Source organism: Steroidobacter cummioxidans (assembly GCF_003104955.1).
On record NZ_LSRW01000017.1, the window covers coordinates 85,683 to 101,058 of the forward strand.

At 59.7% G+C, this 15,376-nt stretch carries 12 protein-coding genes, 1 tRNA gene and 1 pseudogene; 8 read left to right on the plus strand and 6 right to left on the minus strand.

Features of this window, described 5'->3' with window-relative positions; all coding sequences use genetic code 11:
• The first annotated feature begins 153 nt into the window (after nt 1-153).
• From D0550_RS10680 to D0550_RS10715, 8 genes and pseudogenes are all read left to right on the plus strand, one after another.
• Nucleotides 154-621, plus strand: coding sequence for a YybH family protein (locus D0550_RS10680; RefSeq protein WP_161965757.1), 468 nt, complete (start codon nt 154-156; stop codon nt 619-621).
• A 377-nt stretch (nt 622-998) separates the two neighbouring features.
• Nucleotides 999-2,702 carry an Hsp70 family protein gene (locus D0550_RS10685; protein ID WP_116809174.1) on the plus strand — a complete coding sequence of 568 codons (1,704 nt, stop codon included), beginning with the start codon at nt 999-1,001 and terminating at the stop codon, nt 2,700-2,702.
• A 4-nt stretch (nt 2,703-2,706) separates the two neighbouring features.
• On the plus strand, nt 2,707-4,059 hold the full coding sequence (locus tag D0550_RS10690; RefSeq protein ID WP_116809175.1) for a J domain-containing protein: 1,353 nt from the start codon (nt 2,707-2,709) through the stop codon (nt 4,057-4,059).
• A 161-nt stretch (nt 4,060-4,220) separates the two neighbouring features.
• Nucleotides 4,221-4,688 (plus strand): universal stress protein, encoded by a 468-nt coding sequence (locus D0550_RS10695; RefSeq protein ID WP_116809176.1) that lies wholly within the window; start codon nt 4,221-4,223, stop codon nt 4,686-4,688.
• A 637-nt stretch (nt 4,689-5,325) separates the two neighbouring features.
• Nucleotides 5,326-6,216: a sce7726 family protein gene (locus D0550_RS10700; protein ID WP_116809177.1), complete on the plus strand. Its 891-nt coding sequence runs from the start codon at nt 5,326-5,328 to the stop codon at nt 6,214-6,216.
• Nucleotides 6,217-6,219: 3 nt separating this feature from the next.
• Nucleotides 6,220-7,155, plus strand: coding sequence for a sce7725 family protein (locus D0550_RS10705; protein ID WP_116809178.1), 936 nt, complete (start codon nt 6,220-6,222; stop codon nt 7,153-7,155).
• A 124-nt stretch (nt 7,156-7,279) separates the two neighbouring features.
• Complete coding sequence (locus D0550_RS10710; RefSeq protein WP_206606200.1) at nt 7,280-8,200, plus strand: RES family NAD+ phosphorylase; 921 nt, start codon at nt 7,280-7,282, stop codon at nt 8,198-8,200.
• Between the two features lie 64 nt (nt 8,201-8,264).
• Nucleotides 8,265-8,432 (plus strand): annotated as a pseudogene (locus D0550_RS10715) (helix-turn-helix domain-containing transcriptional regulator); the annotation flags it as partial.
• Between the two features lie 39 nt (nt 8,433-8,471).
• Here D0550_RS10715 and D0550_RS10720 read toward each other — a convergent pair.
• The 6 genes from D0550_RS10720 to D0550_RS10750 all read right to left on the minus strand — a co-directional run bounded on the left by D0550_RS10720 (nt 8,472) and on the right by D0550_RS10750 (nt 15,358).
• Nucleotides 8,472-9,098, minus strand: a complete 627-nt coding sequence (locus D0550_RS10720) for a class I SAM-dependent methyltransferase (RefSeq protein ID WP_116809180.1) — start codon at nt 9,096-9,098, stop codon at nt 8,472-8,474.
• 187 nt (nt 9,099-9,285) lie between these two features.
• Nucleotides 9,286-9,708: a hypothetical protein gene (locus tag D0550_RS10725; RefSeq protein WP_116809181.1), complete on the minus strand. Its 423-nt coding sequence runs from the start codon at nt 9,706-9,708 to the stop codon at nt 9,286-9,288.
• 9 nt (nt 9,709-9,717) lie between these two features.
• Nucleotides 9,718-10,254, minus strand: a complete 537-nt coding sequence (locus D0550_RS10730) for a Panacea domain-containing protein (protein ID WP_116809182.1) — start codon at nt 10,252-10,254, stop codon at nt 9,718-9,720.
• Nucleotides 10,255-10,672: 418 nt separating this feature from the next.
• Nucleotides 10,673-10,748, minus strand: a tRNA-Thr gene (locus D0550_RS10740).
• Between the two features lie 52 nt (nt 10,749-10,800).
• Complete coding sequence (gene adeC / locus D0550_RS10745; protein WP_116809184.1) at nt 10,801-12,198, minus strand: AdeC/AdeK/OprM family multidrug efflux complex outer membrane factor; 1,398 nt, start codon at nt 12,196-12,198, stop codon at nt 10,801-10,803.
• A 1-nt stretch (nt 12,199) separates the two neighbouring features.
• On the minus strand, nt 12,200-15,358 hold the full coding sequence (locus D0550_RS10750; RefSeq protein WP_116809185.1) for an efflux RND transporter permease subunit: 3,159 nt from the start codon (nt 15,356-15,358) through the stop codon (nt 12,200-12,202).
• Nucleotides 15,359-15,376: the final 18 nt, after the last annotated feature.

The following is a 15,376-nucleotide window of genomic DNA, read 5'->3' on the forward strand; positions in this document are numbered from 1 at the left end:
AGTTTTCACGACATCGTGAGGATGGGGAGGCCCGCAGCGTGAGTTGCGGGCCTTTTTATTTCGGATCCTCACCCGTTGGTGGGAATCGGGTCGTTAGATAGATTGACTGCCTGGATCGCAGAGGGACGCGACATGCTCCTCCGTAAGCTGACAATGACTCTGCTGCTCTTCGTTGCCTGCACGCCGGCCATCGCGGATGAAGCGGCGGACCGGCAGGCCATCGAGTCGCGCGCTCAACAATGGGTCGCTGCATTTGATGCGCAAAACGCCACCGTGCTTGTGTCACTCGCAACAGCGGACGTTACGGTGCTGGATGGCACCGACCGTCTCCTGCAAGGCGCGAATGCCGCCAGTCAGGCTTGGCTGCGTGCCGCTGCTATTACTGGCGATACACTTGTCTCCACGACCAAGGAAATCGTTGTCTCGCACGATGTTGCCTGGCGCGCCGGTCTGCTGTCGTATCAACGATCCGGCGCGCAGAAGCACTCCGGGCAGACACTGGAAATCTGGAAACGCACCAGTGAGGGTTGGAAGCTGCATCGACAGATGTCTTCCAATATCATCGACGCCTCCCTGCGACCGGCGCCGTCGGAGCCGATGCTCGACCGGCCGGCTCACTGACCGACTCCCATGATGTTTTTGTGACGGCGCCCCTGTCGCGCATTGCCTCCCGCATTTGTAATATCGCGCAGGGCCTGTGAACACTCATTGGATGGGCTGCGACGAGCTATTGCGGTTCAGGGCTAGGCGCGACGACCGCCGTGTACTCTCCGTACACAAGGGAGGAGTAACGACGTCCTGAACCGCAATAGCTCGTCCCATCTAAGGATATTTATTCATTAAATGGGTTGCGCCTCCAATCGCCTGCCGCTGCGTTACAAAGCTTGCCCTTATCGACATAAGGGCTGCGCTTTGCGCCTTGCTGCAGGCGATTGGAGGCGCAACGCAGTTCATCCAATGAGTGTTCACAGGCCCTACTACGGGAGGAGCGAATAACAATGCTGGTGGGCATCGACCTGGGCACGACCAACAGCCTGATCGGCGCGTGGGTCGACGATAAACCGCACCTCATTCCAAACGCGCTCGGGACGGTCCTGACGCCTTCGGTCGTCGGCCTGGACGATGCCGGCGGCCTGCTGGTCGGCGCCGCCGCCAAGGATCGATTGATTTCCCATCCGCACGTCACCGCAGCCGGTTTCAAGCGCTACATGGGCACTCAGTATGAAGTGCAGCTCGGCACGCGGCGCTTTCGCGCGGAGGAATTGTCGGCGCTGGTTTTGCGCTCGCTGAAGGAAGATGCGGAGGCATTTTTGGGCGCACCGGTCACGGAAGCCGTCATCACAGTGCCCGCGTATTTCAACGACACCCAACGCAAAGCGACGCTCGCGGCGGGCAAGCTGGCGGGCCTGCACGTGGAGCGCTTGCTCAATGAGCCAACGGCAGCGGCGCTCGCTCATGGCCTCGCCAACAAGCACGCCGAAACCAAATATCTGGTGTTCGATCTGGGCGGCGGCACCTTCGACGTCTCCATCGTCGAGCTGTTCGACGGCGTCATCGAAGTGCACGCCAGCTCCGGCGACAATTTCCTGGGCGGCGATGATTTTCGGGATCAACTGGTCAAGCTGTTTCTCGCCGAGCATGCCACCGCGCTGAAGATCGATCCGCTCAAGCCGCCGCAGGCATTGCTCGAGCGCACGTCTCGCCAGGCCGAGTTGGCCAAGCGCAAGCTTTCCAACGCGCAGGCTGCACAGATGTGCGTGACGTGGGAGGAGCAAGAACTGCGGTGGGATATCGCCGCGGCCGAGTTCGAGCGTCATTGCGAGGCGTTGCTGAACCGGCTTTCGCGTCCGATTCAACAAGCATTGCGCGATGCGCGGCTGCGTACCGGTCAGCTCGATGAAGTCGTGCTGGTTGGCGGCGCTACCCGCATGCCGATGATCCGAAAGCTGGTGACAAAGCTGTTCGGCCGGTTCCCGGTGGTCGACATCAACCCCGACGAAGCAGTCGCGCAAGGTGCGGCGATTCAGGCGGCATTGAAGGCGCGCAACTCGGCGCTGAACGATGTGGTGATGACCGACGTGTGCCCGTACTCGATGGGCGTGGAAATCGCGCGTCAGGTGGGCGAGCAGCAATTCGAGCAGGGCCTGTACGCGCCAATTCTCGAGCGCAACAGTCACATTCCGATCAGCCGTGAAGAGCGCTTCAATACCCTGCAGGACGACCAGACGATGATCAACCTGCGGGTGTTCCAGGGTGAGAATCCGCTGGTGAAGAACAACATCCTGCTCGGCGAGATCAACGTGAAAGTGCCGAAGGGACCGGCCCGGGAGCAGTGCGTGGATGTGCGCTTCACTTACGATCTCGACGGGCTGCTGGAGGTAGAGGTGACGGTGGTCGCGACCGGGCACAAGCAACGCCTGGTCATCGAAGGCAATCCCGGCGTGCTCAGCAAAGAGGAAATCGACCGGCGCTTCGCCGAGCTGGCCAAGCTCAAGCTGCATCCCAGAAACGATCTGCTCAACAAACAAGTGCTGGCTCGTGCCGAACGCGCGTACGAGGAATCGCTCGGCGCGGCGCGCGAGGCGATTTCGTCCCGGCTGGTGCATTTCCAGAATACGCTCTCGCGCCAGGAGCGGCGGGAGATCGCCCGGGTTCGCGAAGAGTTCGAAGCCTTCCTGAATCAGCTGGAAGCGGATCGGTAGCGCCATGAGCGAGACTCCCTGGAGCGTGCTCGGCATCGAGCCGACGACCGACGAGCGGGCGATCAAACGGGCTTACGCAGCGCGGCTCAAAGTCACTTCGCCGGAGCAGGATCCGGCGGGTTACATGAAGCTGCGCGAAGCTTACGAAAGCGCCAAGCAGTACGTGCTGATACAGGAGCATCTGGCCAGGGTTCGAGAAGTGGAGCGCCAGGCGGAAGAGCAACCGGAGGCTTCGCAGCCCGCAGCTTCTTCGCCAGTGGAGGAGACTCCTGAGCCGGTGGCGATCTCGCCGCAACGACGTGCATTTCAAGAGCTGCATGCGCTGTTGGTGCAAGGACAGACGGAGGCGTTTCTGCAGAAACTCGCCGCTGTCAAAAGCGAGAACCTGTTTGCGACCCTCGACGATCAGTACTTCTTTACAGGCGAAGTTGCGCGCCTGATTCAGGAGCTCGAGATCGAGAACGTCGAATGGTGCGGGCGGGTGGCCGAGCAACTCGGCGCTCGCGAGCACGAGAACATTTTCGACGGCGATCCGCGCTACTGGCACGCCTACCAGGCCCTGCTCGGATGTTACAGCGAGTTGTTGGCGGGTCGCGCGCAGGCGCACCTGGATCGGCAGGCGGGTGAGGAGGTCGCGCCCGGATATTTGCATGTCTATCACGTGCTCACGTCGCCGTTCGATGCCGAGCGATTGAGCGCTCTGACGCGCTCGCAAGCCTATCTGCGGCTCGCGGAACGCATTCTCGAACGGGCCAAGAGCGATGCGAGCGTCGTCATTCCGGCAGAGAATCGCGAATGGTGGGAGCGGACTGCCATGGCCGGACAGCACCGGCCCGTCGCGGAGCCGGCGTCGTTCACGATCACGGCGCCGGTGCCGATGAAGAGCGAGCGAAAGCTGCCGTTCTGGGCGATGTGGATGCTCTTCATCGTCCTGGCGCAATTCGCTCGTGCTTGTTCGAGCTCACAAGAGAGCGTCTCGTACAGCCCACAACCATACACGCGCAGCGAGCCTCTCAGCGTGCATCAGGAGGGGCTGAGATTGCGCAATGAACTGCAGGCCCGATCGGCCGAAGAAACATTGCGGCGCCGCCTGGCGGCCTGCGACAAGGAAACCCGCGAGGCCATCATCGCGCACACGTACGTCTCGGCGGCAAACAAGCGCTTCGCGGCGAGCTCCGATGTCACCACCAAATGGCTGACGCCCGTCGAGCCTCGCGCCTTCACCGATACCGACGCAGCTGCGCAATTGCCCCTGGATGAAAGCGATCCCGTCATCGCTTCCCTACTCGATAAATGCCAGGCCGCGCGCCTCTTCGACGGCGATGGCAGGCTGATTCAGATGCCCGGGGGGCGGTGAGCCGTGCCCCAGGTGTGCAATTTTAGTTGGACCAAGGCCGCATAGACCCCTCGACGAGGTTCGCTCACTTTGCGCACGTCATCCCTTGCAAAGGGGGCTGCCACGCGTTCGCACGTCCGTGGGACCGTGATGTGAAGCGGCCTTGCGGCAGGAGGTCTGTCATGTACCGACGAATCCTGGTTCCAGTCGATGGGAGCGCGGCAGCCTCTGAGGGGCTGGATGAGGCGATCGAGCTCGCACGTCATCTGCAGGCCCGCATTTGGCTCCTGCACATCATCGAGCCCGTGGTCATGATTCCGGTGGAAGCGATGGCAGGCGCCGTCCATCAAGTCATCGAAGGCGTACGTATTGCCGGCAAGGAGCTGCTGAAAGACTGCGAGCAGAAAGTCGCGAAAGCCGGCATCGAGGTCGATCAGGAGTTGATCGAGACAGTCGGACGCTCCGCCGGCGAGTGCATCGTGAACAAGGTCGAAGAAACAAAGTCCGACCTCATCATCTGCGGCACTCACGGCCGCCGCGGCGTTCGCAGATTGCTCATGGGAAGCGACGCAGAGTACGTCGCTCGCCGTTCGCCCGTGCCGGTGCTGTTAGTACGCCACGAGAGGTCGGCCGCCCGCGAGGCGGCGTGAATTGCTACGTCGTGCGAGCGGCCTAGACGAAAGCCACGGGTCGATCATGGGGTACGACTGTCGCGGTCGAGTGGTCAGTAGCACGAGCGGGAAATCCCCGAGGTGCCCAAGATTCATGACTGTCCCCGCTGATCAGGCCGTATCCAGAGATGGATCCAGTGCACTCGGTGGACGCTCGTCCGCACGCCCGGGTTCGCCCAGTAATTCTGACGGCTGAAGGACGTATGAAAGGTCGAAAAAACGGCCGAGCTGCACGGCGTGCCCCTGGGAGCTTGCGTCTTTCGACGCTTCAGAATTCCTCGAAAATGAGGCGGTCATTGCCGAGTATTTCACGGCTGCGCTCGAATATCCCCACCCTGATGCGCTTCCTCGCGCCTTCCGCCGGCGCAGGCGCGTGGGGCATGCCGTGATCGAGGCTACGTTGAGCGCGCGCGGAGACCACGAGGGTGGTGCATGCGAGCGCTTAAGCGCGCTGACGGCGTTTGCCTCGCATGTACGGCGCAACTGAATCCGGCTCCCGGAGGCCCTCTAGTGAGAAGGTCACAATCGCAGCCGGATCAGCGCTTTAAAGTGCATTTGAAGCCTCCCTGGGGTAGACTTCAACCGACCTGCGGCCAAAACTGTCACGACCACTAAGATGACGGAACTCGCATCTTCACAACTCGCCGCGATTTCCCGACTGTTCTCATCGAGCGTCATTTGTGAACTTGCGCGCAAGGGAAAATCACCGCTTTTTGCTAGGTTGGCGCAAGAGTCCCTGCTGATCAGTTCGCCTGCTTCAGGCAAGCATGTCTACAGTTTGTTCGACACGGCTTTCTCGGTTTTGCAGCGAGTAGGTTGTCGTGCCGAGTATGTCTACAAGGCTGCGTTGACGCATAAGATTCTGCTCGGGAAGCATTCACTGCAGACAGCTTCGATGCTGACTGAGTTTCGAGTTGGCGGCTGCAAAGCTGATACTGCCATCTTGAATGGCACTTCCACTGTCTACGAAATAAAGTCGGAGCGTGATTCGCTCGCTCGGCTTCAGCGGCAGATCTCTACATACGCGACGGTGTTCGCTCGTGTTTATGTCATTGCGGGGGAGAATCATGTCGCAAGTGTTCTAGCATCTGTACCGAGTTCTGTAGGCGTCCTGCGCCTCAATAGACGGAATCAGATTTCGACAGTGCAAGATGCTGCTGACCGAGCCAATCTCATCTCACCTGCAGCAATATTCGACTCAATTCGCCTGGCCGAAGCTCGTGCGATTCTCCTTTCCTTGGGTGTTTCGGTTCCGGTCGTGCCAAACACTGAACTAAGTCGGGCTCTTCGCGAGCTATTCCTTGGATTGAGTCCGCTTGAAGCACACCACGGTATGGTGCGAGTACTCAAGAAAACTCGGGACCTCAGGCCGTTATCCAGCCTGGTTTCCCAGCTCCCTCGTTCCCTCCAGCCCGCCGCTCTATCCATTCCTATGCGAAAAAGCGATCACCTGCGTCTTGTGAATGCGCTAAACACGTCACTGGATGACGCAATGGAGTGGGCATAGCAAATGTATCATCCGTACTTTCGAGGCAAGCAGTACGAGCTAATCACTGTTCGGGAAAGCGCAAAGATTCTTAAGAACGCCGGCTTCTGTCCGATTATTGAACCGGTTCGGGAGTCGCTGGGAGGATTGGAAAAAGCGCTAGACGCGGTGGTGGATGCGGATGGTCGCGCTATCGTCATTGTAAATCCTCATCACGGCGACGCAGGATCGGACGCTGTGACCGAGTTGCTGAGCGAACAGTATCTTAGTAAACCCCAAATCTCGGCAGGCATTCTCCTGAAAGCCGAGATGACGGCGGACGAGGCGGCGAAATGCTTCGAGGTGCACGTTGAGCATGCGCCCGTTGCGATCCATGCCGGTTTCAGCGATGCCAAAAAGCTGCTTGAGAAGCTGGGCGCCCCTAACCACAATCAAAGGCACGTATTCTTCGAAAAACACGGCAAGATCTACCAACGGCAGTTCAAGGGTTCTCAAAGGATTCTGCTGAGAGATGGATTCGTGAAGCGGAGAAACGCGGACTATGAAAAAGAAGAGGCGTTCTCCGATCTTCATCTGACATATGAAGACGAAGGGATGACGGGTTTCGGGGATTTTTTGATTGTGGGGGATGAGTACAGTGAGTCTGGTGGCCCCGCTTACGCTATTGCAATTCACCTGACCTTTATTGATCCGCAGCGCGATCACGAGATGCGTGTCTATCATTTTAAGTCAGATAGATTGGACACCCCGAGGGATCCGGCTGGCAAGTTCGCAGAAGCACTCGAAAAGATGATTGAGACGCTGGATGCGCCCAGCTCAAAGGTTTTGGAGTCAAGCGCAGTTCGTGAGTTTCGCTCCCTCCATGACCGAGGTCACTTCCCAGGGCTGGGCTATATAAAGAAGCTCTCCATGAATCATCACATAGAGACGCTTGCGCACTTCTTCGATCCGGCCAACTGACATGTCAGTGCAGCACTGTTGTCCAAACTGTTTTGGCGATCGAGGTCTTCGCCGGAACATATTCCCCATACGGGCTTTGGACTCCGGTGTTTGCTCCTTTTGCGAATCGGCAAGCACGCCAATCTTGGATCCGAGTCTACTCGCTGAATATTTCGAGCTGCTTGTAAGTGCCTACCGGCCTGATCCATCCGGCAAGCTCCTTGTGCAGTGGTTTCGCGATGATTGGGGGCTTTTTGATGGCCCGCGCATGGATTCGCATCGGGCGAAGGATCTGCTTGCTGAAATCCTGGATGATGGTGATGTCGTGCGCCGATTCTTCTTGCCCGCGCCCGTCGTGGACGCTAACCGGCTAAGTGTTTGGGAGAAGTTGCGCGACGAGCTCATGTACCACAATCGCTTCTTTCCGGCTGTAGAGTTTGATGAGGATCGGCTCCAGGCTCTTCTTTTTCATCTGACGATAGAGGCAGATGAAGTACCGCATGAGTGGCATAGAGCCAGAATGAGGCACGGAAGAGCTATGTTTACAGCTGATGAGATGGGGGCGCCGCCGAAAAGGATCGCATCACACGGGCGAGCGAACCCTGCAGGTATTCCCTATCTCTATCTTGGATCTTCTCCGACTACTGCCATATCGGAGATTCGTCCGCATACAGGTGAGATGGCCTGTGTTGCTTCCGTCAAGACGCCCGCAGATCTGAAAGTTGTTGATCTTCGCAATCCGCGCAAGACTGTCTCGCCCTTCCTGTTGGTGGATGCAGAAGACATCGGAAGAATGCGAAACGATCTTCCATTTCTCGAGCGTCTCGGCCAAGAGCTGACAACTCCGGTTGCCCCTCAGGCCGCCGCGGTCGACTACACGCCAAGTCAGTTCCTGTGCGAATTCATAAAGAAGTGTGGATATGACGGAGTGATATACCGGAGTTCGGTCAGCGATGGCATCAACCTGGCGCTGTTCAATCCAGCTCGAGCTGACGTTGGCTCCGTCGGGTTGTATGAGGTCGACCGCGTATCTGTGACCGTGTCGGCCAGCAAGATTCAGGGGTAGCCCACAGCCCCGCGGAGCGGGATAATTGCGGCTCTTCGGCCGGTGCGAGAATGGAGGAATCGATATGAAGCGAGCGAAAGTCAAGTCGCGCCCCGTGGGGCTTGCGCCTTTCGATGCGTCCGAATTCCTCGATAATGAGGAAGTCATCGCGGAGTATCTCTCGGCTGCTCTGCAAGATCCTAATCCCGATGTGTTCCTTAGAGCCGTCGCAAACGTGGCGAAGGCGCGTGGGGGTGTCAGGCTGACCATAGCGGCCTGAGCATTCGTAACCTCAGCCGACCTTGCGCAGCAGAGCAAAGGCGAAGGGTTGCGATGAGCCGGATGGAGTGCGGTGGATCTCTCGGCGGGATTGCACGAGTGTGAAGCTGTTTCCGAAGAGGGCGGCGATGTCTTCTGGATCGCGACGAGCGACGGGGAGGTTGCTGCAACGTTCCGGGCCGTCAGCAGCGAAACCGCCGATGACGGCATGCCCTCCGGCGGCAATCGATTCAGTGGCTAAACGAACGTAATGTCGTACCGCTTCTGCATCGATCAGGAAGTGCAGCGTTGCGCGGTCGTGCCAAAGGTCGATGCTCGCCGCGGGCAGAGTTAGTTTCGTAACATCGGCCACAATCCATTGCACGCTCTCAGCTCGAGGCCCAAGCCGGGCGCGCGCTATCTCTAGTGAGTTCTCGGCGATATCCACCGCAGTGATATGCGTCAGTCCGCGGTCGAGCAGGTCATCAACCAGCGTCGACGCCCCGGCGCCGATGTCGATCACACGCGACTGCGGTGAAAGCCCTGCGAGTTCCAGCAGCTGCATGGAGGTGCCCAAATGTGGGCTGAACCAGCTCACGGCATTGCTGCGCTTGGTCCGGTAAACGGACTCCCAATGATCCTGGCTACTCCGGTCGATCATCGATTGATCCTGACACAGCGCGCCACCAGTGTTGACGGTTCGCAGGAGTGTCGGTTCGAACAGGAGCCATGATAGACCTGTCGTCAGCGCCGCACTGACTCAATGGAGCCGCAACGAATGCAGGCGCATGGATCAGACGAAGGCCCTACAACGACAAACCTACTGCATCTTAGTGCCAAGGGCGCAATCAGAAATTGAATGTCGTTGGCTGCTCCAACGCGTCAATGAACCGTTTTGCTTTCGCAGGAGGCCACAATTTGGACGAAGCGATGCAGCTGCAAAGGGAATGTCTGAGGTGGTTGCTAATAGTGCCGCGAATCGCGGTCGGATCCTTCTCGACAGCCGATATCAACTGCTCCAGGTCATATCCGACAGGATAGGTGCAATCAACCCACGAGTCGTATTCAAGGAAACAATGGTTCAAGACGTCCATTACGATATGGTGTGCACGAAGATCATCCGTATTGTTCACGTAAGGATTTATATCCGAATCGATGAACAGCAGCATGGGCTTCGGTTCTATCGGCCCCAGGACTGCAAACTTCTTTTTCGGGGTCGGTTTGGTTATCGGAAACCACAGGTACAGCACCAATCCGGGGGTCAGTGCCACGAAGCTCTCTCAGCGTCGATCAGGATGCGGATCGCTGAGGTGCTGAATCAATTCGGCCGCGCGCTTGGTCGTAGCCGCTATCGATTCAACTGAAATCTGCCCATTCCGGGCAGTCGCGTTATATGCGTCGTCGTGAGTCAGTCTCTTGATTTCACCAAAACCAAGCTTACTGTACTTCTCTATAGCCTCATCCAGGCATTCCAAATCGCTGCGGCTCAACTCGTCCAAATCCGGCTCTCGCAAGATGGTGATCGCGTTAGTCTGCGGATCGACTCGCAGTACTGCGCGAGCATGCTTCGCTAGGGACACCGGGCGATCGCCACGCGCATGTTTCATGATGTCATACGCATGGCTTGCGACCGGGCCATACTCCAAGGCAGCGTACCAGTCGCCGAAAATAAACCGCCCGTATCGTTCGAGATGAAGTTTGTCGGCGAGATAGAGCAGCTTTAGCGTGACATAAAGGTCCGTGCCGGCACGGCTGGCCGTGTAGGCGATGACTTCCACGGCCTTCTCGGCATCAAACGCAGGCAAGTTGGCGGGCATGCTCAAATAGTACTCCCGTCAGCCATGGTTCGGCAGGGAGATCGGTGACTAATTTCACTATTTAGGGACAAATAGCGGCATCAGCAGAGCTGACTTGAGCGTCAAGCAATCAGTGCGCGGCCGCGGTTTGTAGAGCTTCAGCATTACCGTGCATTGGCGCGCGCCTTTCGCGATGCGGCCCGATCCGCGGTAGGTCCCGCGGAGATCGCGGAGCTGGTCTGGGCGAATCCAATCGTCGACCTTCTCAAGGTCGCGAAAAGACTTCGCCGCGAAGTCAGGGGAGATCGACAATGGCGCAGCGCTTCTGCGAGGTAAGCGATGAAGTCGCGGCGTGGACTTAGTGGATGCTGCCTCGGGTCGTTCGAGACATCATTTAAAGATAAGCGGACTCTAAGGGGAATCCCACGGACGCGGGAGGTGGTGCCGACTGAGGGACTCGAACCCCCGACCCACTGATTACAAATCAGTAGCTCTACCAACTGAGCTAAGTCGGCCCGAAAAAGAGGGCCGGGATTGTATGCCAGATCCGGCCCGGCGGGAACCACCCTAGTCCGACCAGCCGCCGCCGAGCGTCTTGTACAGGGTCACGGTATTGGTGAGCTTCTGCAGACGTGCATCGATCAGGCCTTGTTGGGCGGTGTACAGGGAGCGCTGCGAGTCCAGCACGTCCAGGTAGCTGTCGACGCCGCGGTCGAAGCGGGCTTGTGACAGGCGGAAGCTGGTCGAGGTGGCCTCCACCAGCGACTGGCGGGCGGCGAGTTGGTCGCCGAGGGTGTTGCGTTCGGCGAGGGCGTCGGCGACTTCGCGGAATGCGGTCTGAATGGCGTGCTCGTATTGCGCGACTTCGATCTGACGACCGACATGTGCAGCGTCCAGATTGGCGCGATTGGCGCCGCCTGCGAACAGCGGAATGCTGATCTGGGGCACGAAGCTCCACGCGCCGGAGCCGGGCTCGAACAAGCCGTTGAGATCACTGCTGCTGGTGCCGGCCGAGGCGGTCAGTGTGATACGGGGATAGAAAGCCGCGCGCGCCGCGCCGATGTTGAAGTTCGCCGCTTTGAGCTCGTGTTCGGCTTGCAGGATGTCGGGCCGGCGAGTCAGCAGATCGGAAGGCAAGCCGGCGGGCAGGTCGGCGACGCTGCTGACGGTGTCGCTCAACGATGTTGGCGTGAGATTTTCAGGGACAGCCGTGCCGAGCAGTAACACGAGAGCATTGCGATCCTGCGCGATCAGGCGCGTGTAGGTCGCGACGTTCACTCGCGCAGTGTCGACACTGGTTTGGATCTGTCGCAAGGTCAGTTCAGAGGCGCTGCCCAGTTCGAAGCGGCGCTTGGTCAGATCGTAACTTTCGCTCTGGCTCTTCAGCGTCTGTTGGGCGAGTGCGAGCTGCTCGAGATCGGCTGCCCAAGTGAGATAGGCATTGGCGACTTCCGAGATCAGGCTGATCTGCGTCGCCTTGCGCGCTTCGCTCGTCGCTAGAAATTTCTGCAGCGCCTGACCGTTCAAGCTGCGCACGCGACCGAACACGTCGAGCTCGTAGGAGCTCAACGCGATATTCGCGCTCACCGGCCGCAGCGTCATCGTCTGGCCAAACGCTGACGCGCTGGAGGGCACGCGACTGGCGTTTTCACTGACAACTGCGTCGATCTTCGGGAAGCTCTCCGAGCGCTGAATCCGATACTGCGCGCGAGCCTGATCGATGTTGAGAATGGCGACGCGCAGATCGCGGTTGTTGGTCAGCGCAAGATCGATCAGTTCACGCAGTTTGGGATCGGCATAGAACTCGCGCCACTGAAGGTCCGCAATCGTCGAGTTCGCGTCACCGGCCGGCTCCGGAAACTCCGCCGCGACTGGTGCGGCGGGGCGCTCATAAGTAGGAGCCATCGTGCAACCGGCCAGCCAGGACGCCGCCACAGTGCCGATCAACAGTTTGTTGTAACTCATATCAATGCGTCTCCGCCGCGGAGGCGAGGGCAAGAGGCGCGTCGCCCTGCGGAGCGGGGCGACGCGAGAACACTTTCATCACGACGACGAACAACAGCGGCACGAAGAAAATCGCGAGCACCGTGCCCGAGACCATGCCGCCGATCACGGCCGCACCGAGAGCGCTGCGTGCACCAGCGCCTGCGCCAGTGCTCAGCATCAGCGGCAACGCACCCAGCACGAACGCGAGCGATGTCATGAGGATCGGTCGCAGCCGCATGCGTGCCGCCGTGACCGCAGCCTCGATCAAGTCTGTGCCGCGGGCATACAAGTCCTTTGCGAACTCGACGATCAGAATCGCGTTCTTGGAGGCGAGGCCGATGGTCGTGAGCAGGCCCACCTGGAAGTAAACGTCGTTCATCTTCCACATCAGCATCGCGGCGATGAGTGCGCCGAGCACGCCGAGCGGTACGACCATAATTACCGACAGCGGAATGGCCCAGCTTTCATACAGCGCCGCCAGACACAGGAACACGACTGCGATCGAGAGCGTGTAGAGCAGCAGCGTCTGCGAGCCCGCTTCGCGTTCCTGCAAGCTCACGCCCGTCCACTCGAAGCCAATGCCCGGAGGCAGTTCCTTCACGTGACGCTCGACGATATCCATCGCTTCGCCGCTGGAGGCCATGCCCGGCATCGCCATACCGAGAATCTCGACCGACGGCACGCCGTTATAACGTTCCAGTCGCGGCGAGCCGGAGGTCCATTCGGTGCGCGAGAATGCGCCGAACGGCACCATGTCGCCGGTGGAGTTGCGCACATACCAACGATTGATGTCCTCGGGCAGCATGCGATACGGCGCGTCGGCCTGCATGAAGACTTTCTTCACTCGGCCGCGATCGATGAAGTCGTTGACGTACACGCTGCCCCAGGCGCTGGAGAACGTGTCGTTGATATCGGCGAGCGACAGGCCCATTGCGCCGGCCTTGTGAGTATCGATCTCGAGGCGCAGCTCAGGCGTGTCCTCCTGACCGTTCGGGCGCACGCCCACCAATGAGCGTTCCTGCATGAGCGCGCCCAGCAGCTGATTGCGAGCTTGAATCAATGCTTCATGACCGAGGTTGGCGCGATCCTGCAGCATCAGATCGAAGCCGCTCGCATTGCCCAGTTCGGAAACCGCCGGCGGCGCGAACGCGAACACCTGCGCGTCCTGAATGGTCGCGAAGTATTGCGACGCTTTGGCGATTACCGCGCCGACCTGCTGGTCGGGGCGAGTGCGCTCGTCCCAAGGACGCAGCTTGATGAACGCCATGCCGGCGTTCTGTCCACCGCCGGCGAAGCTGAAGCCCGCGACCGTGAGCACGGATTCCACGGCGTCTTTCTGATCTTCGAGCACATGCTGCTCGACCTGTTTGATTACTTCGAGCGTGCGGTCCTGTGTGGCGCCGGGTGGCAGCTGGACGATTGCGAAGATCGTGCCCTGATCTTCATCGGGCAGGAAGCCGGTCGGAATCTTCGTGAACGCCAGGGCCACGACGCCAACGATCACTGCGTACGCAATCATGTAGCGACGGCGACGACCGAGGATGTTGTGCACGCCGCGCTCATAGCGAGTCGTGCCCTTATCCATCCAGCGATTGAACACGCCGAAGAATCCCGTCGTTGCTCGCGCATGTGACGGATCGACCGGCTTGAGCAGCGTCGCGCACAGCGCCGGCGTGAGGATCATTGCGACCAGCACGGAGAGCGTCATCGCGGCGACGATGGTGATCGAGAACTGACGATAGATGACGCCCGTGGAGCCGCCGAAGAACGCCATCGGCACGAATACCGCAGCGAGCACGAGCGCAACGCCGACCAGCGCGCCAGTGATCTGGCTCATGGATTTACGAGTCGCATCGCGGGGCGACAAGCCTTCCTCGGACATCACGCGCTCGACGTTTTCGACGACCACGATGGCGTCGTCGACCAGCAAGCCGATGGCCAACACCATCGCGAGCATGGTGAGTGTGTTGATGGTGAAGCCGAATGCAGCCAGCACACCGAACGTACCCAGCAGCACGACTGGCACCGCGATCGTCGGAATCAGCGTGGCGCGGAAGTTCTGCAGGAACAGAAACATCACCAGGAACACCAGCGCGATGGCTTCGACCAGCGTCTTGACCACTTCCTGGATGGAGATGCGCACGAACGGCGTGGAGTCGTAGGGTTTGACGACTTCCAGGCCCTGCGGGAAGAACGGACGGAGCTGCTCGATCTCGGCGTCGATGGCTTTAATGGTGTCGAGCGCGTTCGCACCGGTCGCAAGCTTGAGTGCCAGGCCGGCGGTCGGCTTGCCGTTGTAGCGGGCTTGGCTGTTGTATGCCTCGCTGCCCAGCTCGATGCGAGCGACGTCGCGCAAGCGAACCTGTGAGCCGTCGGTCTGTGTACGCAGGATGATGTCTTCGAACTGCTCGGCCGTGCGCAAGCGGGTCTGCGCTGTAATCGTCGCATTGAGCTGCTGACCGGCGACCGCGGGCAGGCCGCCCAACTGACCGGCAGACACCTGCGCGTTCTGTGCCTTGATCGCGTTCCTCACATCCAGCGCGGTCAGGTGATAGTTGTTGAGCTTGCTGGGATCCAGCCAGATGCGCATGGAGTACTGCGCGCCGAACAGCTGCGTGTCGCCGACGCCTTCCACGCGGCTCAGTGCGTCTTGGATGTTGGCTGCGACGTAGTCGTTCAGGTCGGCTGAGCTCATGCTGCCGTCCTTCGACACGAAGGCCAGCACGCTCACGAAATTCCTGACCGCCTTCGCGACGGTGAGGCCCTGGCGCTGCACTTCTTCGGGCAGAGATGCGTTTGCCAGCGACAGTTTGTTCTGGACCTGCACCTGCGCCGTATCGGGATCGGTGCCGTTCTCGAACGTCAGCGTGATCGTCACCATGCCGGACGATTCGCTGGTCGAGGACATGTAGGCGAGGCGATCGAGTCCTTTCATTTTCTGCTCGATCACCTGCGTCACGGTGTCTTCCACCGTCTTGGCAGATGCGCCGGGATAGTTCGCCGTGATGGAGATCGCCGGCGGCGCGATATCGGGATACTGCGCGATGGGAAGCGTGGTGACCGCCAGCGTGCCGGCGAGCATCACGATGATCGCGATCACCCAGGCGAAGACGGGGCGGTCGATGAAGAAACGGACCATGGGGGTTCTCGATGACTG

Excerpts from the sequence above, each read along its gene's own strand:
- D0550_RS10730 (WP_116809182.1), bottom strand. The coding sequence starts at position 10,254 with ATGCCCGCCAACTTGCCTGCGTTTGATGCCGAGAAGGCCGTGGAAGTC.
- D0550_RS10720 (WP_116809180.1), bottom strand. The coding sequence starts at position 9,098 with ATGATCGACCGGAGTAGCCAGGATCATTGGGAGTCCGTTTACCGGACC.
- D0550_RS10705 (WP_116809178.1), top strand. The coding sequence starts at position 6,220 with ATGTATCATCCGTACTTTCGAGGCAAGCAGTACGAGCTAATCACTGTT.
- D0550_RS10750 (WP_116809185.1), bottom strand. The coding sequence starts at position 15,358 with ATGGTCCGTTTCTTCATCGACCGCCCCGTCTTCGCCTGGGTGATCGCG.
- D0550_RS10690 (WP_116809175.1), top strand. The coding sequence starts at position 2,707 with ATGAGCGAGACTCCCTGGAGCGTGCTCGGCATCGAGCCGACGACCGAC.
- D0550_RS10700 (WP_116809177.1), top strand. The coding sequence starts at position 5,326 with ATGACGGAACTCGCATCTTCACAACTCGCCGCGATTTCCCGACTGTTC.
- D0550_RS10680 (WP_161965757.1), top strand. The coding sequence starts at position 154 with ATGACTCTGCTGCTCTTCGTTGCCTGCACGCCGGCCATCGCGGATGAA.
- D0550_RS10685 (WP_116809174.1), top strand. The coding sequence starts at position 999 with ATGCTGGTGGGCATCGACCTGGGCACGACCAACAGCCTGATCGGCGCG.
- adeC (WP_116809184.1), bottom strand. The coding sequence starts at position 12,198 with ATGAGTTACAACAAACTGTTGATCGGCACTGTGGCGGCGTCCTGGCTG.
- D0550_RS10695 (WP_116809176.1), top strand. The coding sequence starts at position 4,221 with ATGTACCGACGAATCCTGGTTCCAGTCGATGGGAGCGCGGCAGCCTCT.